A 21,390-nucleotide genomic window follows, 5' to 3' on the forward strand; every position below is an offset into this window, starting at 1 on the left:
GCGTCAGTACGTGGTCTCGACCGATGAGGCGTTCGCGTTGACCGAGGACGGCGAAGTGCTGCGCGACCCGACCACCGGCAACGTCGTGACACCCCCGACGATCGGCGAGTAGACCCGCATGACCGTCCTGACTCGACCCGTGACCGTTCCCCGGTCCGTCCTGCTCCACGTGTGGCAACTCGAAGGGCTCGGCGACTCGCCGCCCGTGTTCGGTGCCGACGACATCTACGTCTCCCAACAGCGCCGCGCCGAACACGACCGCGAGTGCTTCCGGCTGCTCGAACAACTCGGCGTTGCGCACGGCGACATGCTGACCCGCGAATTCCGCGTCGCACTGCGGATTCTCGCCGCACCCTCACGCGAGCTGTACTGCTGGAGCACGGTCAACGGCCCTGGGAATGGCCCTGGCGACGGCTCCGGCAACGGCCCTGGGAACGGCTCCGCGAAACGCAAGTTCGCCGCCGCGATCGCAGGCGGCGAAGGCGTCGCTGTCCAGGTCCGTGGAGACCTCGTGTCGTTCGTCGGCTTCGAGGAACGACACTTCATCGACGACTTCGTCTCCGAACTGCCGCAGTACCCGGCCGCTTCCGTGCCCGAAATGCACATCACGCGTGCCGCCTTCGAACAACGCGACGAACGACACGACATGTTCGCCGCCAAACAGCCGCCGGAAAAGCAGCTGGAGAAACTGATGAAGGCGCCCCGGCTCGGCGTGCATCAGGTGTACGTCGCCGGAACTGTCAACGGAACGCACCAGCGCAGCAAGCCGTTCACCGTCATCGACATCCGCGACCAGGGCCGCGTGCTCACCTTCACCGACGGCCGAGGCGACATCCACTGCCTACCCGGAACCCCGGCGAACCTGGCCAAGACGTTCCTCGCCACGTGGCAGTCGATGTCCTGACCCGGCACGCCCGACCACCGCGCTGACCCGGCACGTCCGGACCACCGCGTGCCACCGAACCGGCCCGCCGCGTACCACGTGCCTGCCACACCGGGCAGGCAACCTTGTGCGTGCTTCATCCACCGACGCACAGGAGGAGTGCATGCGGATGACCAGGTTCAGGGCAGCGCTACTGGCGCCCGTCGTGGCCGGCTTGGTGGCCGGGCCGGCTCTCGCCGCGCCTGCACAGGCCGCCGAGGCGGCAGCGCCGCAACCCGCAGCGACCCACACCGCAAGCGCCCAGCAGGGCGGCGTGTCGGCCAGCGGAAGTTGGGTCATCTACGGCGACGGGATCAAGATCCTCGCCCTGCCCGACCCCGCCGCGGAGGTGCGCGGACTCGGTTACTCGGGCCAGACGGTGACGATGCACGCCGAATGGAAACAGCCCGGCACTCCCCCTTACACGTGCTTCTGGGGCCAGGTGACCACGACCTACGTCGACGTCACGGTCGACGAGACCGGCGTGCGCGGCTGGGTACCGGACTGCCACCTGTCGCCGCCTCCCTCGCCGACACCGCCGCAGTGACCCGGCGCCGCGGTCCCGGCTCCCCGGCCCGGGACCGCGGACGCCTACCCGCGCTCGGCGTCGACCGGCTCGTCGGTCGTGACGGTGCCGCGCGCGGATCCGACGATGCGCATCACGTGGTAGACGGCGATGGCCGCCAGCGAGCCGAGCACGATCCCGCCGAACGTCATGTCGCCCACCGTCAGCGTGTAGTCGGCGATGCCCAGGATCAGCGCCACCGCCGCCGTGAACTGGTTGATCGGCTTGCCGAAGTCGACCCGGTTGCTCACCCAGATGTGGACGCCGAGGATGCCGACCAGGCCGTACAGCGCGGTTGTCACGCCACCGAGCACACCGGCGGGGATGGCCGCGATCGCCGCACCGATCTTGGGGGAGAACCCGAGCAGTACCGCCGCCGAGCCCGCCACCCAGTAGGCCGCCGTGGAGTACACCTTGGTCGCGGCCATGACCCCGATGTTCTCGGCGTACGTGGTGGTCGCCGACCCTCCGCCGCTGCCTGCCAACACCGTGCCCAGTCCGTCGGCGGCCAGTGCACGGCCGATCCGCCGGTCGTTGTCGATGCCCGTCATCTCGTTGACCGACTTGATGTGCCCGATGTTCTCCACGACCAGCACGAGCACCACCGGAACGAACATCGGCAGCACTGACAGCGAGAACGTCGGCGCCGTGAACTCGGGCAGGCCGACCCACGGCGCCGACGCGATCGCACCGGTGTCGACCTCTCCCCGCACCAGCGCGAAGACGTACCCGGCGACGACGCTCACGAAGATCGCCAACCTGCCGAGCAGGCCGCGGAACACCACCAGCGAGACGACCAGCAACACGAGCGTCACCGTGGCCGTCACCGGTTCGGCCGCGTAGTTGTCCTTGGCCGACGGCGCCAGGTTGAGTCCGATCAACGCGACGATCGCGCCCGTGACGATCGGCGGCATGCTCAGCTCGATCCACCGCGTGCCCACGAAGTGCACGACCACGCCCACGACGACCAGCAGCACGCCGACCATCACGATGCCGCCCAGGGCCCCCGACTGCCCGTGCGAGGCCGTCGCTGCCGTCACCGGCGCGATGATGGCGAAGCTCGACCCGAGATAGCTCGGCAGCTTGTTCTGCGTGATGACCAGGAACAGCAGCGTGGCCACACCGGAGAAGACCAGCGTCGTACTGGGCGGGAACCCGGTGAGCACGGGCACCAGGAAGGTCGCACCGAACATCGCGACCACGTGCTGCAGTCCGACGCCGATCGTGCGCGGCCAGCTGAGCCGTTCGTCGGGGGCCACGACCCCGCTACCGTCGCTCGGTCGCCATGTCAGCAGCTTCATGGATTCGCCCGCTCCCGTTTCCTCACCTGATCGGCCGAACGCAACCTACCCGCGACGAGGCGCGCGCGGCTGACGCCTGTTCCGCCGGTCACAGCGTCAGACGCGGCACGTTCGCCCCGTTCGCGCGGCCGCCGCCGTTACGCTGACCTCCGGTCGCCGAGCAGGGAGGGATCCGCCGGGTGAGCAGCGGCAGCTACTACGAACGCATCGACGAGCAGCGGTACAAGCCCACCCCGCACACCAGCGGCGCGTGGAATCCGGCGGAGCAGCACTTCAGCCCGCTCGGCGGGTTGATCGCGCACGCCATCGACCTCGACCGTCGCGGCCGTGGCAGCGAACTCGCCGTCTCCCGCCTCAGCTTCGACATCCTCGGCAAGCTCGCGCTCGACGAATGCGACATCCGGGTCGAGGTGATCCGCCCAGGGCGCACGATCGAACTGGTGGAGGCCGTCGCGGTCATCGCCGGACGTCCCGCCGTCCGCGCGAGGGCGTGGCTGCTGGCCCTCGGCGACACCGCTGCGGTCGAGGGTGGGCAGGCGCCGCCGCTCACCCCGCCTGCGGAGCTCGAGCCGTGGTCGGCGAGCGAACTGTGGCCCGGTGGTTACATCGCCTCCCTGGACCTGCGGCCGTGCGCGCCGCCGCAGCCAGGGCGCACCGCTGCCTGGATCTCGTCCACGCTGGATCTTGTCCAGGGAGAGTCCGTCGGCCCGGTCGCCGCGTTCGTGACCCACGTCGATGCGGCGAACGGCATCGCCGTCCGGCGCCCGCCGACGGAGTGGATGTTCCCCAACGTCGACCTGACCGTCCACCTGGACCGGACCCCGCAGATCGGCTGGACCGGCCTCGACACGACCGTCACGTTCGGCCCCGACGGAAGGGGCATCACCAGCAGCGTGTTGCACGACGTCCACGGACAGGTCGGCCACGCACAGCAGATCCTCACCGTGCGTCCGCTGTAGACGCGTGCAACCCCGCGCGCCGTTCGTCCCGTCCTGACACCGAGTCCGCGTGACAGGCACGCGGTACGACATCGCGAGGGGGCTGCGATGAACACCGTCAGGAAGACCATGAAGACCGCTGTCGGCGTCACGACGACGGCATTGCTGGGTGGCGCCATGGTTTCGGCACCCGCCGCCGCGGCTACTCCTGCCACGGCGGACACCGAAGGTGACGCACCGCCGCCGTCGGCCTCGGTTCAGGCCGACATCAACGGCGACGGCGGGCCCGAACTCGTCACGCTGCGCGAGAGCGGCGCCGAACACGTCGTCTCCGCACGGTTCGCCGACCATTCCTATGTGGAGTCCGCATTCCCTGTGGACTCCTCGGGACGTTTCCTGCTCGAACCGCGGGTGGCCGACCTGAATCGCGACGGCACCGCCGAGATCATCGCCGCGACCGAGGCAGGCGCGAACACCGTCACGTTCACCGCATTCACCTACGTTCCCGAACAGGGCCTGGTGCGGATCAGCGACGCCGAAGGCGCCGCCTTCGACTTCCACGATGGTGGCGGCGCGACCGCGCGCGTGTCGTACGGCTGCTACGGCCCGGACGACGACGGTGCCACGTTCCGGATCGTCAAGGCACAGCGCTCCGACGTCGACGGTTCCTATCACGGTGTGCGCACCACGTACGCCCTTCAGGGCGACACGTTCGTCCGGAGTGGACAGGACGCGTTCACCGGACTCTCCGAGGAGGCGCCCGAGCTGCAGGCCGACCCGGCGTCCTGCGACCCGAGCTGACGGGGCGGAGCGCGGCCCGGTCCGCCCGCACCGGGCCGCGCCCACCTCAGCTCCGGCGGTCGCGGCCGAGCATTCGGGCGGTGAGGCCGGCGAGCAGCGCCAGCGCGGACACGATCACGAGCGCACCGATCGGGGCGCCCGGGCCGGTGCGTGCGAGCGGTGCCGTATCGGACGTGCCGGTCGTCGTCGGCGGGGCGGCGTCCTGCGTGGACGACCCGGTCGGCGACGTTCCGGACGACGTGGTCGGTTCCGGCTCGCTGGTCGGCTGATCCGTCGTGGTCGGCGGTTCGGTCGATGTCGTGGTGGGTGGCTGTGTCGTGGTGGGTGGCTGTGTCGTGGTGGGTGGCTGTGTCGTGGTGGGCGGTTCCGGATCGGGCGGCGGCGCGACGTCCACGGTGATCGCGGCGGTGCCGACCGGCTCACCCGCGGCGTCGAACACCGTGTAGGTGGCGTGCGCTTTGCCGCTGAACCCGTCCGACGGGGTGAACACCACCGTGCCGTCGTCGCGCACCGACCACTCGCCGCCGGCCGGATCGCCCGGACTCACCTCGACCCGTGCGCCCTCGGGGACGTTGAGATCGTTGTCGAGCACGGGAATGGTGATCGGCTCTCCGGCGGAGGTGATGGCTGCGTCGTCCACGGCCTCGAACTCGGCGGGCAGTGGCGGTTCGACGGGGGTGATCTGCCAGTTCCAGTGCACCTGGCCGCTCGTGCCCTGTGCCTCGTTGCCGGTGTCGCAGGGCATTTCCACCGTGAAGGTGAAGACACCGGTGCGTTCTCCCGGTTGCAGAACGACGTCCTCCCAGTTCTCGATACCCAGCACGAGGAACGGCGCGATCGTCCCCGTGGCCTCCGAACCGGTGTACGTGATGGACGCGGGCAGGTCGGTGTTGTTGACGATCTGACCCGTGACTTCCGCACGGGCACACGGATACAGGCCGCCGATGTTGAAGGCGGCGGTCCAGCTCGGTTCTCCGAAGGCGCCGATCTCGCCCACCCAGTCGGGCTGCGGATCCTGCGCCTGCGCGGAGGGTGTGGTCGTGATTCCGGGAGCGAGCACGGCGGCGAGTAATGCCATCAGTGCCGCGAATGTGGTGACGTGCCGGGGATTTCGCATGGGATTCGCAATCTGTCGGGGTGCCCAGCGTTTCCTTCGTCGAGCCGTTTCCTTCACGGAACCGTTTCGTACATCGAACCACCGATCCGAAATGTACGCAGATTTCGTCTATTTCGCGCGTCGCGGTGAATGCGATCTGCCATTCGGGCGACGGACGCGGGCGGCGCGTCACCGGGCGCGGCACGCCCCCGGATGCGGCGGGATGATGAGGTGGTGAGCCGGGCGGACCGTCCGCACGGCCGGCGTCCAGGAAGGCCCGCATGAGCAACCTCGACCCCGCACCCGAGGAACTGACCTGCACGTCGGCTCCCAACGCTCACGGCAGGGTGCTCGAACCCCGAAGCGTGCCGCTGGGCGGGCCGCGCGCGATGCCGGTGCGGCGGACGTTGCCGCAGCGCGCGCAGTCGCTCATCGGGGCGTGGTGCTTCGTCGACCACTACGGACCCGACGACGTGTCGGTCACCGGCGGCATGCGGGTCCCGGGCCATCCGCACACCGGGCTGCAGACGGTGTCGTGGCTGTTCCGCGGCGAGATCGAACACCGTGACACCACCGGCGCGCACGCGTTCGTCCGCCCCGGCGAGGTCAACCTGATGACCGCGGGCAGAGGCATCGCGCACTCCGAGTTCTCCACCCCCGGGACCACGACCCTGCACGGCGTGCAGCTGTGGGTCACGCTGCCGGAGCCGGACCGGTTCGCCGAGCCCGGGTTCGAGCACTACACACCCACGCCGGTGGACGTCGAGGGCGCGCGGATCCTGGTCTTCCTGGGATCGCTGGCCGGGCAGGCGTCGCCGGTGCACACCTTCACGCCGCTGCTCGGTGCGGAGATCACCCTGCCCGCCGGTCTGGAACTGCGGCTCGCCGTCGACCCCTCGTTCGAACACGGCGTGCTCGTCGACCGGGGCACGGTCGAGACCTCCGGTGTCACCGCAGGCGACGGCAACCTGGTGCACCGGCCGGCCGGGTCCGGCGCGCTGACGATGCGCGCCCACACCGACGCGCGCGTACTGCTGCTCGGCGGCGAACCGCTCGGCGAGCAGATCGTCATGTGGTGGAACTTCGTCGGCCGGTCGCACGACGAGATCGCCGAGTACCGGCGCGAGTGGGAACGTGCACGCACGACACGCGAGCCGGGGCGGTTCGGTGCGTTCCCCGGCAGCTGGGAGGAGACGATTCCCGCGCCCGAGCTGCCCCACGTCCGCCTGCGACCCCGCGGGTGACGAGCGGGCAACGGTCAGGTGCCCCGGGCGCGCCGGTCAGAGGTGCACCGGTGGCGCAGGTCAGAGGTCGAATCGCGCCCGCTGGTCCTCCGGCACGAGGTCGAGGTACTCGTCGTGCTTGGCGATGTAGTCCCGGACGAACGGACAGTGCGGATGCACCGCCAGCCCCTGGGACCGGGCGTCGTCGAGCGCCCCGCGTACCAACCGGCCCGCCAGGCCCTGTCCCTCGTGGCCGGGGTCGACCTCGGTGTGGGTGAGGGCGATGACGCCCTCGCGCCGCCGGTACTCCGCAATACCCGCGCGGGCGCCGTCGACGTGGATCTCGAACCGCTGCTCGTCGCGGTTGTCGGTCACGGTGGTCGTCATGCCCGCACCCTACGTGCGTGCGGCCGCCCACGCGCTTCTTCTCATCCGCGCAGCTCCCTGCGCAGGAGCTTCCCGGTGACGGTCTTCGGGAGCTCGTCGCGGACCTCGATCTGCCGGGGGTACTTGTAGGCCGCCATCCGTTCCTTGCAGAACGCGATCAGTTCGTCCGGATCGGCCGACCGGCCCGGGCGCAGGCTCACGAACGCCTTCACCGTCTCGCCGCGGTAGTCGTCGGGGACGCCGACCACCGCGGCCTCGCGAACCGCGTCGTGCTCGTACAGCACGTCCTCGACCTCCCGCGGCCACACCTTGTACCCGCCTGCGTTGATCTGGTCCTTCTTGCGATCGACGAGGTAGAACCATCCGTCGGAGTCCATGTAGCCGACGTCGCCGGTGTGCAGCGCGCCGCCGGGAAGGGCCTTCGCCGTCTCCTCGGGCTTGTTCCAGTAGCCGGGCACCACCTGCGGTCCCGACGTGACCAGTTCGCCGACCTCGCCCGGCGGCAGGTCGCGGCCGTCGTCGCCCACCACGCGCACGACCGTGTCGAACACCGGAACGCCGACCGACAACGCGCCCGACGTCGGGTCGACGGGCGCGTCGGCACCGACGGGCACGGCGTGGGACGGCGACGTCGTCTCCGTCAACCCGTAGACGTTGTAGATGTAGTGGCCGAACATGTCCTGGAACGCACGCACCGTGCTCGGCGGGATCGGTGCACCGCCCGAATAGACCTTCGTCAGGCTCGCCAGCGCCGACCTCTCGGCGTTGGGGGCATTCATCAACGCGATGAACACGGTGATCGAACCGGCCGCGAACGTCACCCGCTCGTCGCGGATCGTCTCGATCGTCACCTCGGGGTCGAAGCGGTACATCAACACCAGCGGAGCCCCGGTGAGCAGCGACAACGCGATGTGCGCGATCAGCCCGGTGATGTGGAACAGCGGTGCCGCGCCGAGCAGCACGTCGTCGGGCCCGACGCCGATCCAGTCGCGGTAGGTCTGCGCGTTGAACACGACGTTGCGGTGCGTCGTCATCGCGCCCTTCGGCGGTCCGGTCGTGCCGGAGGTGTAGGTCAGCAGCGCGACGTCGTCCGGGTCGAGCTGCACCTTCGGCGTCGCGGTGCCGCGGAACCGGTCGATGAGTGTCGCCATGTCGACCGTGCCGGCACAGTCGATGCGTTCGACACCCGAGAACACCCGTTTGTCGCAGCGCGTCTGGTGTTCGAGTTCCGACGTCGTGATCACCGTGCGCACGTCCGTGCCGGGCACCACGTCGGCCGCCACGTCGCGGTACAGCCCCTCGAGACACACCAGCACACTCGCCCCTGAGTCCCGCAGGATCAGGTCGAGCTCGCGGGCCCGGTTCATCGGGTTCACCGACACCGCGATGCCTCCCGCCTTCCACGTGCCCAGCTGGGCGATCACGAACTGCGGAACGTTCTGTGCGTAGATGGCCACGCGATCACCGCGGACGAAGCCGGTGTCGGCAAGGCCCGCGGCGAACGCGTCCGACAGCTCGTCCAGCTCGCGTGCCGTGATGCGGCCGTCGAAGTAACGGACCGCGTCGGCGTTCGGCCGCGTCGCGACCGTGGCGGCGAACATGTCCACCACGTTGGCGAACTCCGGGGTGATCCCGTGGGGCTTTCCCTGCTGGTACAGCGCGAGCCACGGTTTGTCGTCGTAGACGCTCATGTTCGCCGCTCCATGCATCAGCGGATCGCGATCGGATTGACCGGCGAGCCCGTCCCCTGAACCACCTTCAGCGGTGCGGCCGCGTACAGGAACGTCCATCGGCCGTCGCGGGCACAGGCCTCGGCGAGGTCGTCGAGCCAGATCACCTCGCTCAGCGTCACGCCGAGATTGCGCATCAGCGCGCAGTGCAGTGGAAGCGCGACGCCGGTTTCGGGTTCCTTCGTGACCTCGTTGGCGATCGTGTCCGTGACGAGATTCGGGATCTCGGTGTCGCGGAACCATTCCACGAGTTCCCGCGAATACGTCAGACCCGGTTCGTTGAAATCCTGGTAGAACTCCTCGGGAGTCGTTCGATACCAGTAACCGATGAATCCGGTGCGGATGAGCAGGACGTCGTGTTTCTCGATCGTCACGCCCTGGGCCGCCGCCGCCTCCATCAGGTCGTGGTGGTCGAACGTCTCGCCCTTCTCCAGGTTGTCCTTGCCCCGGTGGCGGGCCATGTCGATCAGCACACCTCGGCCGACGACGCCCTTCTCGGCGATCGGCAGCACCGACGCCTTGTCGAGTCCGCCCACGGTGGTTTCGGCGTCGTATCCGTTCCAGATCTTGCCGTCGTACCAGACGTGGCCGAGCGCGTCGTACTGCGACGATCCCTGGAGGAAGATCTTCGCGACGTCGTCGGCGTAATGGAGTCCGCCGGGGAAATCAGGAGCGTCCTCTTTGCCCGGTCCCCAACTCGACTCGTCGAGAATGTTCTCGCGGTCGATGCTCTCGCGGCCGGGAAAGACTGGATCGCCCTTCGGATGCCCCATCGGCGTCTGCAGGGTGAACACCTCGCCGGTGCGCACGTGGCGGATCCCCCGCAGAACCTCACCGGCGTCGAGATAGTTCAAGCAGCCGACTTCGTCGTCCGGCCCCCATTTTCCCCAATTGGTCGGTGTGTCCTCGCCCAAGAGTTCCCGCATGGCAGGCGCTTCGGTCATCGGTCAGCTCCTTTGCTGCCGTCGGCTCCGCGGGCTGATAGTGCGGTCGGAGGTGATCGCGTGTCAAGGTTGGCCACCACGACGAGGACCCGAGCATTCTTCCCACGGTTGAGCCGTTTTGCGCCATGTGAGGGAGTGGAATCGTCGGCCCGTGGTCGTCGGAATTCAAGTCCGTAATGCGTGCGCGTGTTGCGCCCTCAGGGTCGCGTGTTGCGCTTCCAGGGTCGCGTGTTGCGTTCCTGGGGTCGCGTGTTGCGGATCCAGGGACGCGTGTTGCGTCCTTGGGGTCCGAAGGTGCCGTGCCCCAACTCAGAGCTTGACCTGGAGCAGCCGTGGGGATACGGCGAAGCCGCGTCTCTCATACGCCGTGACCGCGCGCTTGCTGGAATGCACCGTCACCCACTCGAGGCCGAGTTCGTCGGCCAGTTCGAGCGCGGCGGCGATCATGCGGTCCCCGTGCCCGGACGCCCGGTGTTCGGGCACGACGTACACGCACTGCAGGTCTCCGACGGCACGTCCGGTCGAAAGTGGTGACGGCACGCGGGGTTGGATCGCCAACCAGGTCATACCGATGACGTCGTCGCCACGCAGCATGACGAGCGGTCGGTGACCCTGCGCGTGCGCCCGCGCCCACGTCACGAACGAGTCGACGAACTCACCTCGTCCGATCGAGGGCCGGTCGCCGCGGTCGACCACCCAGCGCCACCGCATATCGGCCAACAGCGGAAGTTCGTCGTCGCGGGCGCCGCGGATCACAATGTCGTCCATACTCGGAATTCTCCAGCAGGCGGCCGGATGTGGGAGGCGATTGCCTGGCACGAGCGGCACGTCGACCTGCTCGGCAGGAAAGAACTCGATGTGGGTTTCCGCGTGATCGTGGCCCGCTGATACGGGACCGGCGCTACGGCGAGACGGCTACGCGAGGTGCTGACACGCGCACCTGGGAACGCAACACGCGTCCCTGGATCCGCAACACGGGCTCCTGGGGGCGCAACACGGGCCTACCACACGCGCCTCACGGTGGCAGGAAGCGTTTCGCCAGACCCGGCGCCAGCCACGGCCTGCGCCCGGAGGCGACGACCTTGCCGGTGAGCGCGGCTCGCGCGGCGCTGCCGCGTCCGTAGACGAGCAGCAGCCACGTCGCGGGGTCGGCGGTGATGCGCACGTCCGGCCGTCCGCTCTCGCCGATGGTCAACGCGCCGTTGCGGAAGGCGTAGATCTGCATCGGGCCCCGCCGCAGCCGGACGTGGTAGGTCGCGGTGTGCCCCGAGGCACGCGCGGGGTCGAGCCAGCCGGGCATGATCTGGTGCATCCCGGTGAGCACCATCGGCACGTACTCCCGCTCGATGGGCCAGCGTCTGCCGAGCGTGCGGGCGATGTCGTAGCCGTGGACGAGGAACTCGCCGATGAGTGTCCCCAGTGCACGGTCGACCCGGATCCGCTGGTCGCCGTCGAACATCATGTGTGCGCCGGGACCGAGTTCGGTGATCGTGGCCAGGAAGTCCTCGAGACCGGCGTGCAGGATCGTGGCGAGGCTGCGCAGGTCGCGGGTCGGAAGGGTGGCGACCTGTTCGGCGTTGAACTCGGGGAGATCCGCCGCGCGCGTGGGCCAGGTGCCGTGGCCGCGGGCGAGGTCGCGGTACCGCGCGGGTTCCATCGCCACGTGTCCGAAGACGTCCGTGATGGACCACGGCGGCGTGGCCGGCACGGCCAGGGTGGGATCGACCGTCGACAGCACGAGTTCGACCAACTGGTCGGCCGCCGCCCGCGCCGCGGCGGGTGTCGGTTCGACGGTGACTTCGGGCATGCGGCGGCTCCGGCTGGGGACGGCGTCGTGACCTCGCGGGAACCGTATCCCGGACGTTCGGCCTCCGGCCACGTCGACGCGGCTGTTCGGGCGACAACGTCGGTGGCGGCGGCTACGCTGCGCCTTTTCCACGCCGGGACGATTCGGAGCGCACATGTCTGATGTGGACGAACAGGGCAGAACGGAACCACCGCTCGAAGGCGGCGAGGAGGACCAGCTCCTGGGGTTCCTCGACTATCAGCGCCAGACGCTCGAATGGAAGTGCTCCCGGCTGGGTCCCGATGCGCTGCGCGCGACGACGTCCGCCTCGGCCATGACGCTGGGCGGGCTGCTCAAGCACCTGTCGTTCGTCGAGAACCACTGGTTCGCGCGGCGGCTGCACGGCCTGCCCGCCGAGCCGCCGTGGGACGCGGTCGACTGGGCGCGCGATCCCGACTGGGAGTGGCGGACCGCCGCGGACGACACCCCCGAGGAGCTGTTCGCGCTGTGGCGCGACACGGTCGTCGCGTCGAGGAGGCTGACGGCCGAGGCGATCGCCGAGGGCGGTCTCGAGCGCATGGCCGACGCGCCGTGGCCGGACGGGCGGGCGCCGAACCTGCGGTGGATCGTGCTGCACATGATCGAGGAGTACGCGCGGCACAACGGGCATGCCGATCTGCTGCGCGAGTCGATCGACGGGGAGACCGGCGAGTGACCCGCGGCGTGCTGCATCACCTGGAACTGTGGGTCGACGCCCTGGACGTGGCCGAGCGGGAGTGGGGCTGGCTGCTCGGCGAGCTCGGTTACGAATGCGCGGACCTCTGGCGCGCCGGGCAGAGCTGGCGGCACCCGGAGGCCGGATACGTGGTGCTGGAGGCGGGGCCCGATCGCCGAGCAGGCGGCCACGACCGGATGCGCGCCGGGCTCAACCACGTCGCGTTGTGGGCGGGCACCCGAGCGGACGTCGATCGGCTCGCGGCGGAGGCGCCCGGGCACGGCTGGCGACTTCTGTTCGCCGATCGGCACCCGTACGCGGGCGGCCCGCACCACTACGCGGCATTCGTCGAGAACAGCGAGGGATTCGAGGTCGAACTCGTCGCAGGTCCGGAGGCTGCGCATGCCGACATTACTCCCCCAATTGGGTGAGTTCGAACGTCGGGCGTCATCGCGGGCGCACTGAGCCGTTCCCTCTACGTGCGGTCCCCTCCCTCCCCCAGAGGGGCCCGCACGCGCCGGCCCTTGGACCCCCAGCGAGGGCCGGCGCCCCAAACCTCTCCCGTCCCCAGGAACCCCGGGGCGCCGTGAACGACACCGGCGCCCCGGGTTTTTTCGTGCCCGCGCCCGGCCGGGGCGCTTCCGCGGAGTCGATCGTTGCGGCGGAGCGTGACCACCCCGGTACGATGCGTCGATGAACACGGCCGGTAAGTGATCATCGAGGTACATGTCACAGTCAGTCACGCCGGCGCTGGTGCTCGATGTGCGCGGGGACGAAATCGCAGGTAGTGGTGTCAAGTCGAACGTGTTCGACGGCCGCCGAGGGCGCTCGCAGGGGCTAGTCTTCCCGTTCGTGACCACTATCCTGGCGGGCAAAGGTGCGCCGGGAAGTCTGGTCGGCAATGGCCCTGACCGCTGCCTTCCCTGGAGTGTGAATGTCGCAATCGTCTTCCCACGACTACGAGACGTTCGGTCGCGGGTCGTGGTCGGAGACTCGCCGAATCGGGGACATCCTTCGCAAGGAGACCGTCGGCGGAACTCTGCTGATCATCGGCGCGGTGCTCGCGCTCATCTGGGCGAATTCGCCGTGGTCGGAGTCGTACCAGTCGCTGGTGTCGTTCAAGTTCGGCCCGGAGTCGCTGCATCTCGATCTGACCGTCGCCCACTGGGCCTCGGACGGCCTGCTGGCCATCTTCTTCTTCGTCGTCGGACTCGAACTCAAACGGGAGTTCGTCGCCGGCGATCTGCGTGACATCCGCAAGGCCATGGTCCCGGTAGTCGCCGCGGTCGGCGGTGTCGTCGTCCCGGCCCTGATCTACGTCGCCTTCAACCTCGGGGGCGCGGTTGGCGGCTGGGCGATCCCGACCGCCACCGACATCGCGTTTGCCGTGGCGATCCTGGCCGTGGCGGGGCCTTTTCTGCCGTCCGCGCTGCGCATGTTCCTGCTGACGCTGGCCGTTGTCGACGACCTCATCGCGATCCTGATCATCGCGCTGTTTTTCACCGACGAGCTCGCGGTCGTCCCGCTCGTGACGGCCCTGATCCCGCTGGGCATCTTCACGTTCCTGGTGCAGAAACGCATCCGGTCGTGGTGGTTGCTCCTGCCGCTCGCCGCCGTGACGTGGGCCCTGGTGCACGCCTCGGGCGTGCACGCCACGATCGCCGGTGTCGCGCTCGGCATGGTGGTACCGGTGCTGCGCAGCGAGAAGGCGGGCGGTAAGGACGCCGGACCCGGTCTCGCGGAACACTTCGAGCATCGGTTCCGCCCGATCTCGGCAGGGATCGCGGTTCCCGTGTTCGCGTTCATGGCGGCTGGCGTGACCGTCGGCGGCTTCTCCGGGCTCGTTGAGTCGTGGCAGGAGCCCGTGTCGCTCGGCGTCATGGTCGGGCTCGTCGTCGGAAAGACCGTCGGCATCGTCGGTGCGACCTGGTTGATCACGAGGCTCACCGGAGGCCGCATGGCCGAAGGGATCGCGTGGATCGACGCTGTGGGTGTCGCCATGCTCGGCGGGATCGGGTTCACGGTGAGCCTGCTGATCGGTGAACTCGCGTTCGGTGTCGGAACGCCCGAGGACGACCACGTGCGCATCGCGATCCTGTCCGGATCGCTGCTCGCGGCGCTGCTCGGCACGGCGGTGCTGAGGACCCGTAACCGGGTTTACAAGCGGCTCTACGAAGAGGAGAACCGCGACGAGGACGCCGACGGCGTGCCGGACGTCTACCAGACGAAGGGCGACGACACCGCGTAAGCGCGACGAGTCCGCGTGATGTGAACCGACGCGGCGGCGGTGCGGATCATCGCACCGCCGCCGCGTTCGTGTGCACGGGGGCACACTGGGGGCGTGACGAGCGACAACGCCCGATGGCAGCGCTACTGGGACAAGCATTCCGGCGACTACGACCGGCAGATGGCGCTCTGGGAACGCAGGCTGTTCGCCGACTCGCGGGCCTGGGCGGCCTCGCGTGCCCGCGGAGAGGTGGTCGAGGTAGCCGTCGGTACCGGCCTCAACCTGCCGTGGTACCCGCACGGAACCCGGTTGACGGGTGTCGACATCTCCGCGGGCATGTTGGAACGGGCACGTACCCGGGCCGCCGAGCTGGGCACGGCCGTCGAGCTGCGCCAGGCCGGTGCGGACGACCTGCCGTTCGCCGACGCCTCGTTCGACACGGCCGTGTGCACGTTCGGGCTGTGCGCGATCCCCGACGAGGACGCCGCGCTCGGTGAGATGGCCAGGGTGCTGCGTCCTGGCGGCAGGCTGGTGCTGGTCGACCACGTCGCGGCGACGTCCCGGTTCGTGCGGCTGGCGCAACGTCTACTCGAGGCCGTGACGGTCCGCCAGGCCGGTGAGCACTTTCTGCGCAGGCCGTACGAGCGGCTCGGTGGCCACGGGTTCGAGGTCGTCGAACACGAGCGGTTCGGCTTCGCGGGTGTGGTGGAACGCCTCGTCGCGGTGACGCCGGACCGGTCCGCCGCCTCGGAGACGTCAGAGACGTCAGAGACGTCACCAACCGGCCAGCAGGGGTAACAGCCACTCCTCCTCGTCGTCGAGATGCCGCTCCAGCTCCGTGGTGAGCCGGACGAGTTCGGCGCGGGCGACGTCGCGGGACTGTGCGTGCGCCGCGGCCCGGAGCCGTTCGGTGGTGTCGGCGATCCGCTCGTGGTCGGCCTTCAGCCGCTCCAACACGGACGAGCTGCCGGGATGGCGTTCGGCGATCGCGGGGAACAGGCCGGTGTCCTCGCCGACGTGGTGCTGGTGCAGGCCCTGGCACAGCGTGAGGCAGTTGATCCGCAGCTGCGCCCCCAACAGCGATCCGGAGGAATCGAGTTCGGTCCGGATGCGGTGCAGTTCGGCGCGGAAGGCCTCGTGCACGCCGACCAGCAGCTCGGTGATCGACCCGGCGGGCGGACCGCCCACCGGGTCGAGCGCGACGACCGGGAGCGTCCGGTCGGTTGCCCGCTGGTACTCGTCCCAGCCGGGGTCGGCCTCGACCGCGCGGGCGAACGCGGCGTCCCGTTCCTCGCCCTCCAGCACGGTGGCGGTCGCGGCATACGTGAAGGCGCCGTCCTCGACGGTGACGTTCGGGTCGGCCAGCACGTTGTGGAACCAGTCGGGATGCGAGTCGGCTCCGCCCGCCGAGCCGATGACGAGGACGCGCCCGCCGTCGGGCAGGTAGCCCAGCGGCGTGGTGTGGGTCCGCCCGGTGCGGGCGCCGGTGGTGGTGAGCAGCAACAACCGCGCGCCCTCGAACGGGCCGCCGACCCGTCCACGCTGGGCACGGAACTGCTCGATGACAGACTTCTGGACATCGTTCATGCGCACTGCTTTCGGTAGGTGGTGTTTCTGACCTGCGGAAATACAGTGCGCTGAGGCGGGCTTCGGGCCCGCCGCGCGGTCACGCGGAGGCCGGGAACCGCTCTCGTGAATGGCCGCGCGACGCGGCCGACCCGGCAGTCACGAGGCCGACGCTAGCGCGCCCGGTTCGCCGTGGTCAACGCTCGCGTGTGAGCCTGCGGCGTCGTAAGCTCGGGGCCGTGGTGATCGGATACGGGACACGGAAGTCCACTGAGGACGGAAGTGGGGCGGTTCCGGGATGAGCGGACCGCGCGTCGCACTGTTCATGACCTGCCTCACCGACACGCTGTATCCGAACACCGGCAAGGCGCTCGTGCGGCTGCTGGAACGGCTGGGTTGCGATGTCGACTTCCCGCTCGATCAGACCTGCTGCGGGCAGATGCACTTCAACACCGGCTACCGCGAGCACGCCCGCCCCATGGCGGAGGCCTACGCGTCGGTGTTCGGCGGCTACGACTATGTGGTCGCGCCGTCCGGTTCGTGTGCGGGCATGGTGCGCGAGATCCATCCGGGGCTGTGCGGCACCTCGCCCGCCGTCGAGCGCACCTACGAGCTGAGCGAGTTCCTCGTCGACGTGCTGGGCGTGACCGACGTCGGCGCCTACTTCCCCCACCGCGTCACCTACCACCCGACGTGCCACTCGCTGCGGATGCTCGGGGTCGGGGACAAGCCGCTGCGCCTGCTGCGGGCCGTGGCCGGTCTGGACCTTCGCGAACTGCCGCAGGCCGAGCAGTGCTGCGGTTTCGGTGGGACGTTCGCGTTGAAGAACGCCGAGACGTCGACGGCGATGCTCGCCGACAAGATGCGCTGCGTCCAGGACACCGGAGCCGAGGTCGTGTCGGCGGGCGACAACTCGTGTCTGATGCACATCGGCGGCGGACTGTCGCGGCTGCAGGCCGGTGTCCGGGCCGTGCACCTGGCGGAGATCCTGGCGAGTACGGAGGAGGAACCGTGGGCCGCAACCCCGTGACCTGGCTCGGCAGTCCGACGTTCCCGGATGCGGCCCGTGCCTCGCTCACCGACACGCAGCTGCGCGGCAACCTCAGGAAGGCCACGACGACCATCCGCACGAAACGTGCGGCCGCCGTGGGCGAACTCGACGACTGGGAACGACTGCGGCGCGCGGGTGAGTCCATCAAGGACGACGTGCTGGCCGATCTGGACTTGCATCTGGAACGCCTCGAGGCCGCGGTGACGGCGCGCGGCGGGGTCGTGCACTGGGCGCGCGACGCCGACGAGGCCAACCGCATCGTCCTCGACCTCGCTCGCCAGGAGGGCGCCGACGAGGTCGTCAAGGTCAAGTCGATGGCCACGGCCGAGATCGGGCTCAACGAGGCACTGGAAGCCGGCGGGATCCACGCCGTCGAAACGGATCTGGCCGAGGTGATCGTCCAGCTCGGCGACGACCGTCCCTCGCACATCCTCGTTCCCGCGATCCACCGGAACCGGGCGGAGATCAAGGAGATCTTCGCGAAGATGCCCGAGCCGCCGACGTCGGACGATCCGCGTGCGCTGGCCGAGGCGGCGCGCCGGTACCTGCGCCGGAAGTTCCTCTCCGCGAAGGTCGCGATCTCGGGTGCCAACTTTGGCGTCGCCGACACCGGGTCGATTGTGGTCGTCGAGTCGGAGGGCAACGGCCGCATGTGCCTGACATTGCCGGAAACGCTGATCACGGTGATGGGCATCGAGAAGGTGCTGCCCAGTTGGCAGGACCTCGAGGTGTTCCTCCAACTGCTGCCCCGCTCGTCCACGGCCGAGCGGATGAACCCGTACACCTCGATCTGGTCGGGCGTGACGCCGGGCGACGGTCCGCAGAAGTTCCACCTCGTGCTGCTCGACAACGGCAGGACGGCGACGCTGGCCGACGAGGTCGGCAGGCAGGCGCTGCGCTGCATCCGCTGTTCGGCCTGCCTCAACGTCTGCCCGGTGTACGAGCGCACCGGCGGCCAGGCCTACGGCTCGGTGTACCCGGGTCCGATCGGCGCGATCCTGGCTCCGCAGCTCGGCGGCGATCTCAGTGATCCGCAGGCGGCCTCGCTGCCGTACGCCTCGTCGCTGTGCGGCGCCTGTTACGAGGTCTGCCCGGTGCGGATCAACATCCCGGAGGTGCTCACGCACCTGCGTGGCGAGGTCGTGGAGGCCAAGGGCAAACGCACCGGCGAGGCCGCGGCGATGTCGGCGGCGGCGTGGATGTTCCGCGACCGCAGGCGCTACGAGGCCGCACAGAAGGCGGGGTCGCTGAGCCGGTTCATCGCGCGCGGCGGCACCATCTCGTCGCTGCCGTGGCCGGGTTCGAAGTGGACGGACACGCGTGATGTGCCCGCGGTGCCGAAGGAGTCGTTCCGGGCGTGGTGGAGGCGCAATCGTGGCTAGCGCTCGTGAGGAGATTCTGGGCCGGATCCGGAGCGTTCCGCGCCCGCCCGCGCCCGAGACCGTGCGCGACTACGACCGCGAACGCGGTTACGAGGACGTCGTCGCACTGCTCGACGAACGGATCACCGACTACCGCGCGCGCGTGCACCGCGTGGCCGCCCACGAGTTGCCGTACCGGATCGGCGAACACCTCGACGGCCGCGGCCGGATCGTCGTGCCCGCGGACGTACCCGCCGCCTGGCGCGTACCGGGAGTCGAGTGGTTGCCCGACGAACCGCCGCTTCCGCTGTCCGAACTGGACTCCGCCGACGGGGTGCTGACCGGATGCGCGCTGGCGATCGCCGAGACCGGGACGATCGTGCTCGACGCGGGTCACGCGCAGGGCAGGCGCATGCTGACACTCGTACCCGACTACCACCTGTGCGTGGTGCACGCCGACCAGGTGGTGGGCGCCGTGCCCGAGGCGGTCGCGGCGCTCGAACCGACGCGGCCGCTCACCTTCGTCAGCGGCCCCTCCGCGACGAGCGACATCGAGCTCGACCGCGTCGAAGGGGTGCACGGCCCGCGGACGCTCGAGGTGCTGCTCGTCAGCTGAGTCCAACGAGGTGCACCTGGAGTTCGACCGCGTGGGCGACGTAGTCGTCGGCCGGGTCGAACGAGCCGACGAACTGGCCGTTGATCTCCAGCGCGATCGCGCCGAACAACTGCGTCCACGCATCGATCGCCGCGACGACGGCGTCGTCGGGCAGGTCGGGTAGCTCGAGGGCGTCGATGATCTGCCGAACCTGGGTGTGTGGTGCCGAGACGGGGGACGGATCCGGCGGGTCGAGGGTGCCCGCCCGCCACGCATCGGCGACGATCCCGAGGAACGCACCCGGGACGCGGCCGGCAGGGCCGACCGTGTCGCGCGGCGCCTGATATCCGGGCACGGGCGTGCCGTACAGGAGCGCGTACTCGTGCGGATGGGCGTGTGCCCAGTCGCGCATGGCGTGGGCGGCGGCCCGCCAGCGGTCGGCGAACGTGGCTTCGCCTGCCGTCTGCACGGCTGCGTCCAGCGCGTCGGCCAGTGCCGTGTAGGCGTCGAGGATGAGCGCGGTGAGCAGGTGGTCGCGGCTCGGGAAGTAGCGGTAGATCGCCGACGAGACCATGCCCAGCTCGCGGGCGACCGCGCGGAGGGACAGGCCGCCTGCGCCCCGGTCGGCCAGCTGTATGCGCGCCTCCTCCTTGATCGCCACGGTGAGTTCGGCTCGGGCGCGTTCGCGCGCGGTTCGATGGGCGGGCATGTCCGGCATCCTGACATCGAAGTGATCGCCGCACCAAATCGAGAGCAGTGCTCTTGCTTTTCGGCGCTCGGAAGGGCACTCTGAAGGAACAGAGAGCAGTGCTCTCGAATCAGTTCGGTGGTCTCCCGAAGGGTGTGGATGATGGATCAACAGGCGCGATACCTCGAACCGAGCAGGTCGGCGGTGTGGTTCAACGCCGTCGTGGCACGGATGACGAAGCTGGGCGTGAGTCTGTGGGGAAGCCGGGTGCTGTCGGTGCGCGGGCGGACCAGCGGGCAGTGGCGATCGGTACCGGTCAACGTGCTGACGATCGACGGTGAGCGCTACCTCGTCGCCGCGCGCGGGCACACCCAGTGGGTGCGCAATCTGAGGGCCGCGGGCGCGGGCACCCTCCGCGTGGGCAGGCGGGTCGAGGGGTTCCGGGCGACGGAACTGGCCGATGTCGACAAATCGCCGGTGGTGCGTGCCTACCTCGCACGCTGGGCGTGGGAGGTGGGCGCGTTCTTCGACGGGATCAACGCCAGGTCGTCGGAGGACGAGTTGCGTGCGGCCGCTCCGGGGATCCCCGTGTTCCGCATCGAGCCCGCCTGAACAGTGCGGTCGTCAGGGCCTGGACGGTCTGGAGGCCGGGTCGCCGAGCTGTTTGCCGATCTCGGCGGCGGCCTCGACGACCACGGGCAGGACCTCACGGTGGATCTCGTCGACGCTCAGTTCGCTGGCCGGCACCGACATGCTCAGTGACGCGATCGTCGCACCGTGGGCGTCCCGCACCGGTGCCGAGAACGACCGCACGCCCTCCTCGAACTCCTGGTCCACGAGGGCCCACCCGCGGGCGCGGGTGGTCGTCAGCGCCGAGGCCAGCTCGTCGGCCGTCACCTTCGTGTGCGTGGTCAGGCGGGGGAACGGCGCCTTGGCGAGGAAGTCCTCGACCTCGTGGTCGGGAAGGCCGGCCAGCAGCACCCGGCCCATCGACGTCGCGTAGGCGGGCAGGCGAGTCCCCGTCGTCAGGGTGTGGCGCATGACCTGCCGGGACGGAACACGGGTGACGAACACGGCGTCCTCGCCGTCAAGTACCGAGAGCGAGCACGTGTGGCCGGTGACCTTCGTGACGTTCTCCATGAACGGCTGTGCCACCTGGGTCAGGTTCAACGACGACAGGTAGGCGTGGCCGAGCGCCAGTACGCGCGGCGTCAGTGAGAAGTCCCGGCCGTCGGTGCGGACGTAACCGAGGCGTTCCAGGGTCAGCATCACGCGGCGGACCGTGGGGCGCGACAGGCCCGTGACCTGCGCGACCCGTGCCAGCGTCATCCGCGGGCCGTGGTCGGAGAACGCGAGGATCACGCTCAGACCGCGTTCGAGCGACTGCACGTAGTCCTTGTCCTCGGGCGCCTTCACCACGGGGAGGCTCCTCACGTGTGTACGCATTGCGTAACGGTTGTTCGCTATCCGACTGCTAGGTACTGTGCGATCGCC

At 69.5% G+C, this 21,390-nt stretch carries 23 protein-coding genes; 13 read left to right on the forward strand and 10 right to left on the reverse strand.

Going from position 1 to position 21,390, the window contains the following annotated elements:
- The first annotated feature begins 118 nt into the window (after window positions 1-118).
- Complete coding sequence (locus tag IF64_RS0111450) at window positions 119-904, forward strand: ESX secretion-associated protein EspG (protein WP_030532052.1); 786 nt, start codon at window positions 119-121, stop codon at window positions 902-904.
- Window positions 905-1,052: 148 nt separating this feature from the next.
- A complete protein-coding gene (locus tag IF64_RS0111455; protein WP_030532053.1) occupies window positions 1,053-1,469 on the forward strand; it encodes a hypothetical protein in 417 nt (138 codons plus the stop codon).
- A 44-nt stretch (window positions 1,470-1,513) separates the two neighbouring features.
- Here IF64_RS0111455 and IF64_RS0111460 read toward each other — a convergent pair whose 3' ends face one another.
- The gene (locus IF64_RS0111460) at window positions 1,514-2,788 is read right to left on the reverse strand and encodes a uracil-xanthine permease family protein (RefSeq protein WP_036876412.1); all 1,275 of its coding nucleotides are present in this window, start codon (window positions 2,786-2,788) and stop codon (window positions 1,514-1,516) included.
- Between the two features lie 179 nt (window positions 2,789-2,967).
- Between IF64_RS0111460 and IF64_RS0111465 the strand changes: the two genes are divergently transcribed.
- Both IF64_RS0111465 and IF64_RS26030 read left to right on the forward strand, forming a co-directional pair.
- Window positions 2,968-3,747 carry a thioesterase family protein gene (locus tag IF64_RS0111465; protein ID WP_030532055.1) on the forward strand — a complete coding sequence of 260 codons (780 nt, stop codon included), beginning with the start codon at window positions 2,968-2,970 and terminating at the stop codon, window positions 3,745-3,747.
- Window positions 3,748-3,834: 87 nt separating this feature from the next.
- Window positions 3,835-4,527 carry a hypothetical protein gene (locus IF64_RS26030; protein ID WP_030532056.1) on the forward strand — a complete coding sequence of 231 codons (693 nt, stop codon included), beginning with the start codon at window positions 3,835-3,837 and terminating at the stop codon, window positions 4,525-4,527.
- Window positions 4,528-4,573: 46 nt separating this feature from the next.
- On the opposite strand, the gene IF64_RS27480 is transcribed toward IF64_RS26030, so the two are convergent.
- A complete protein-coding gene (locus IF64_RS27480) occupies window positions 4,574-5,605 on the reverse strand; it encodes an Ig-like domain-containing protein (protein ID WP_169741944.1) in 1,032 nt (343 codons plus the stop codon).
- A gap of 299 nt (window positions 5,606-5,904) precedes the next feature.
- On the opposite strand from IF64_RS27480, the gene IF64_RS0111480 reads away from it, so the two are divergent.
- On the forward strand, window positions 5,905-6,867 hold the full coding sequence (locus tag IF64_RS0111480) for a pirin family protein (RefSeq protein ID WP_030532058.1): 963 nt from the start codon (window positions 5,905-5,907) through the stop codon (window positions 6,865-6,867).
- Window positions 6,868-6,927: 60 nt separating this feature from the next.
- On the opposite strand, the gene IF64_RS0111485 is transcribed toward IF64_RS0111480, so the two are convergent.
- From IF64_RS0111485 to IF64_RS0111510, 5 genes are all read right to left on the reverse strand, one after another.
- A complete protein-coding gene (locus tag IF64_RS0111485; RefSeq protein WP_030532059.1) occupies window positions 6,928-7,233 on the reverse strand; it encodes a GNAT family N-acetyltransferase in 306 nt (101 codons plus the stop codon).
- A 41-nt stretch (window positions 7,234-7,274) separates the two neighbouring features.
- Entirely contained in the window at window positions 7,275-8,924 is a 1,650-nt protein-coding gene (locus IF64_RS0111490) for a long-chain-fatty-acid--CoA ligase (RefSeq protein WP_030532060.1), read from the reverse strand.
- Window positions 8,925-8,941: 17 nt separating this feature from the next.
- Window positions 8,942-9,907: a cyclase family protein gene (locus tag IF64_RS0111495; RefSeq protein ID WP_030532061.1), complete on the reverse strand. Its 966-nt coding sequence runs from the start codon at window positions 9,905-9,907 to the stop codon at window positions 8,942-8,944.
- Between the two features lie 309 nt (window positions 9,908-10,216).
- Complete coding sequence (locus IF64_RS0111500; RefSeq protein WP_030532062.1) at window positions 10,217-10,675, reverse strand: GNAT family N-acetyltransferase; 459 nt, start codon at window positions 10,673-10,675, stop codon at window positions 10,217-10,219.
- A gap of 247 nt (window positions 10,676-10,922) precedes the next feature.
- Window positions 10,923-11,714 (reverse strand): maleylpyruvate isomerase family mycothiol-dependent enzyme, encoded by a 792-nt coding sequence (locus tag IF64_RS0111510; protein ID WP_030532063.1) that lies wholly within the window; start codon window positions 11,712-11,714, stop codon window positions 10,923-10,925.
- Between the two features lie 154 nt (window positions 11,715-11,868).
- Here IF64_RS0111510 and IF64_RS0111515 point away from each other — a divergent pair, with 154 nt between their 5' ends.
- The 4 genes from IF64_RS0111515 (at window position 11,869) to IF64_RS0111530 (ending at window position 15,433) form a co-directional block, all read left to right on the forward strand.
- Window positions 11,869-12,408, forward strand: coding sequence for a DinB family protein (locus tag IF64_RS0111515; RefSeq protein ID WP_030532064.1), 540 nt, complete (start codon window positions 11,869-11,871; stop codon window positions 12,406-12,408).
- On the forward strand, window positions 12,405-12,839 hold the full coding sequence (locus IF64_RS0111520; RefSeq protein WP_030532065.1) for a VOC family protein: 435 nt from the start codon (window positions 12,405-12,407) through the stop codon (window positions 12,837-12,839). The genes IF64_RS0111515 and IF64_RS0111520 overlap by 4 nt, the downstream gene beginning before the upstream one ends.
- A gap of 503 nt (window positions 12,840-13,342) precedes the next feature.
- Window positions 13,343-14,656 (forward strand): Na+/H+ antiporter NhaA, encoded by a 1,314-nt coding sequence (gene nhaA, locus IF64_RS0111525; RefSeq protein ID WP_030532066.1) that lies wholly within the window; start codon window positions 13,343-13,345, stop codon window positions 14,654-14,656.
- Between the two features lie 93 nt (window positions 14,657-14,749).
- A complete protein-coding gene (locus IF64_RS0111530; RefSeq protein ID WP_051757809.1) occupies window positions 14,750-15,433 on the forward strand; it encodes a class I SAM-dependent methyltransferase in 684 nt (227 codons plus the stop codon).
- On the opposite strand, the gene IF64_RS0111535 is transcribed toward IF64_RS0111530, so the two are convergent.
- A complete protein-coding gene (locus IF64_RS0111535) occupies window positions 15,410-16,222 on the reverse strand; it encodes a nitroreductase/quinone reductase family protein (protein WP_030532068.1) in 813 nt (270 codons plus the stop codon). The genes IF64_RS0111530 and IF64_RS0111535 overlap by 24 nt on opposite strands.
- Window positions 16,223-16,499: 277 nt before the next feature.
- Here IF64_RS0111535 and IF64_RS0111540 point away from each other — a divergent pair, with 277 nt between their 5' ends.
- Genes IF64_RS0111540 through IF64_RS0111550 form a run of 3 tightly spaced genes read left to right on the forward strand, consistent with a single transcriptional unit; the run spans window position 16,500 to window position 19,229 of the window.
- Window positions 16,500-17,231, forward strand: a complete 732-nt coding sequence (locus tag IF64_RS0111540) for a (Fe-S)-binding protein (protein WP_030532069.1) — start codon at window positions 16,500-16,502, stop codon at window positions 17,229-17,231.
- Window positions 17,213-18,634: a LutB/LldF family L-lactate oxidation iron-sulfur protein gene (locus IF64_RS0111545; RefSeq protein ID WP_030532070.1), complete on the forward strand. Its 1,422-nt coding sequence runs from the start codon at window positions 17,213-17,215 to the stop codon at window positions 18,632-18,634. The genes IF64_RS0111540 and IF64_RS0111545 overlap by 19 nt, the downstream gene beginning before the upstream one ends.
- Window positions 18,627-19,229, forward strand: a complete 603-nt coding sequence (locus tag IF64_RS0111550; RefSeq protein WP_030532071.1) for a LutC/YkgG family protein — start codon at window positions 18,627-18,629, stop codon at window positions 19,227-19,229. Before IF64_RS0111545 ends, IF64_RS0111550 begins: the two co-directional genes overlap by 8 nt.
- Here IF64_RS0111550 and IF64_RS0111555 read toward each other — a convergent pair.
- Window positions 19,222-19,917 (reverse strand): TetR/AcrR family transcriptional regulator, encoded by a 696-nt coding sequence (locus tag IF64_RS0111555; protein ID WP_048807598.1) that lies wholly within the window; start codon window positions 19,915-19,917, stop codon window positions 19,222-19,224. The two genes, IF64_RS0111550 and IF64_RS0111555, sit on opposite strands and share 8 nt — an antisense overlap.
- Window positions 19,918-20,058: 141 nt before the next feature.
- Here IF64_RS0111555 and IF64_RS0111560 point away from each other — a divergent pair, with 141 nt between their 5' ends.
- Entirely contained in the window at window positions 20,059-20,508 is a 450-nt protein-coding gene (locus IF64_RS0111560) for a nitroreductase/quinone reductase family protein (protein ID WP_030532073.1), read from the forward strand.
- Window positions 20,509-20,520: 12 nt separating this feature from the next.
- Here IF64_RS0111560 and IF64_RS0111565 read toward each other — a convergent pair whose 3' ends face one another.
- A complete protein-coding gene (locus IF64_RS0111565) occupies window positions 20,521-21,315 on the reverse strand; it encodes an IclR family transcriptional regulator domain-containing protein (RefSeq protein ID WP_246134797.1) in 795 nt (264 codons plus the stop codon).
- Window positions 21,316-21,390: the final 75 nt, after the last annotated feature.

Source organism: Prauserella rugosa (assembly GCF_000719975.1).
In the GTDB taxonomy this organism is placed as follows: Bacteria; Actinomycetota; Actinomycetes; order Mycobacteriales; family Pseudonocardiaceae; genus Prauserella; species Prauserella rugosa.

Coding starts and splice junctions, on each gene's coding strand:
- IF64_RS0111450 (WP_030532052.1), top strand. CDS start 119: ATGACCGTCCTGACTCGACCCGTGACCGTTCCCCGGTCCGTCCTGCTC.
- IF64_RS0111455 (WP_030532053.1), top strand. CDS start 1,053: ATGACCAGGTTCAGGGCAGCGCTACTGGCGCCCGTCGTGGCCGGCTTG.
- IF64_RS0111460 (WP_036876412.1), bottom strand. CDS start 2,788: ATGAAGCTGCTGACATGGCGACCGAGCGACGGTAGCGGGGTCGTGGCC.
- IF64_RS26030 (WP_030532056.1), top strand. CDS start 3,835: ATGAACACCGTCAGGAAGACCATGAAGACCGCTGTCGGCGTCACGACG.
- IF64_RS27480 (WP_169741944.1), bottom strand. CDS start 5,605: ATGGCATTACTCGCCGCCGTGCTCGCTCCCGGAATCACGACCACACCC.
- IF64_RS0111480 (WP_030532058.1), top strand. CDS start 5,905: ATGAGCAACCTCGACCCCGCACCCGAGGAACTGACCTGCACGTCGGCT.
- IF64_RS0111485 (WP_030532059.1), bottom strand. CDS start 7,233: ATGACGACCACCGTGACCGACAACCGCGACGAGCAGCGGTTCGAGATC.
- IF64_RS0111490 (WP_030532060.1), bottom strand. CDS start 8,924: ATGAGCGTCTACGACGACAAACCGTGGCTCGCGCTGTACCAGCAGGGA.
- IF64_RS0111495 (WP_030532061.1), bottom strand. CDS start 9,907: ATGACCGAAGCGCCTGCCATGCGGGAACTCTTGGGCGAGGACACACCG.
- IF64_RS0111500 (WP_030532062.1), bottom strand. CDS start 10,675: ATGGACGACATTGTGATCCGCGGCGCCCGCGACGACGAACTTCCGCTG.
- IF64_RS0111510 (WP_030532063.1), bottom strand. CDS start 11,714: ATGCCCGAAGTCACCGTCGAACCGACACCCGCCGCGGCGCGGGCGGCG.
- IF64_RS0111515 (WP_030532064.1), top strand. CDS start 11,869: ATGTCTGATGTGGACGAACAGGGCAGAACGGAACCACCGCTCGAAGGC.
- nhaA (WP_030532066.1), top strand. CDS start 13,343: ATGTCGCAATCGTCTTCCCACGACTACGAGACGTTCGGTCGCGGGTCG.
- IF64_RS0111535 (WP_030532068.1), bottom strand. CDS start 16,222: ATGAACGATGTCCAGAAGTCTGTCATCGAGCAGTTCCGTGCCCAGCGT.
- IF64_RS0111540 (WP_030532069.1), top strand. CDS start 16,500: ATGAGCGGACCGCGCGTCGCACTGTTCATGACCTGCCTCACCGACACG.
- IF64_RS0111555 (WP_048807598.1), bottom strand. CDS start 19,917: ATGCCCGCCCATCGAACCGCGCGCGAACGCGCCCGAGCCGAACTCACC.
- IF64_RS0111560 (WP_030532073.1), top strand. CDS start 20,059: ATGGATCAACAGGCGCGATACCTCGAACCGAGCAGGTCGGCGGTGTGG.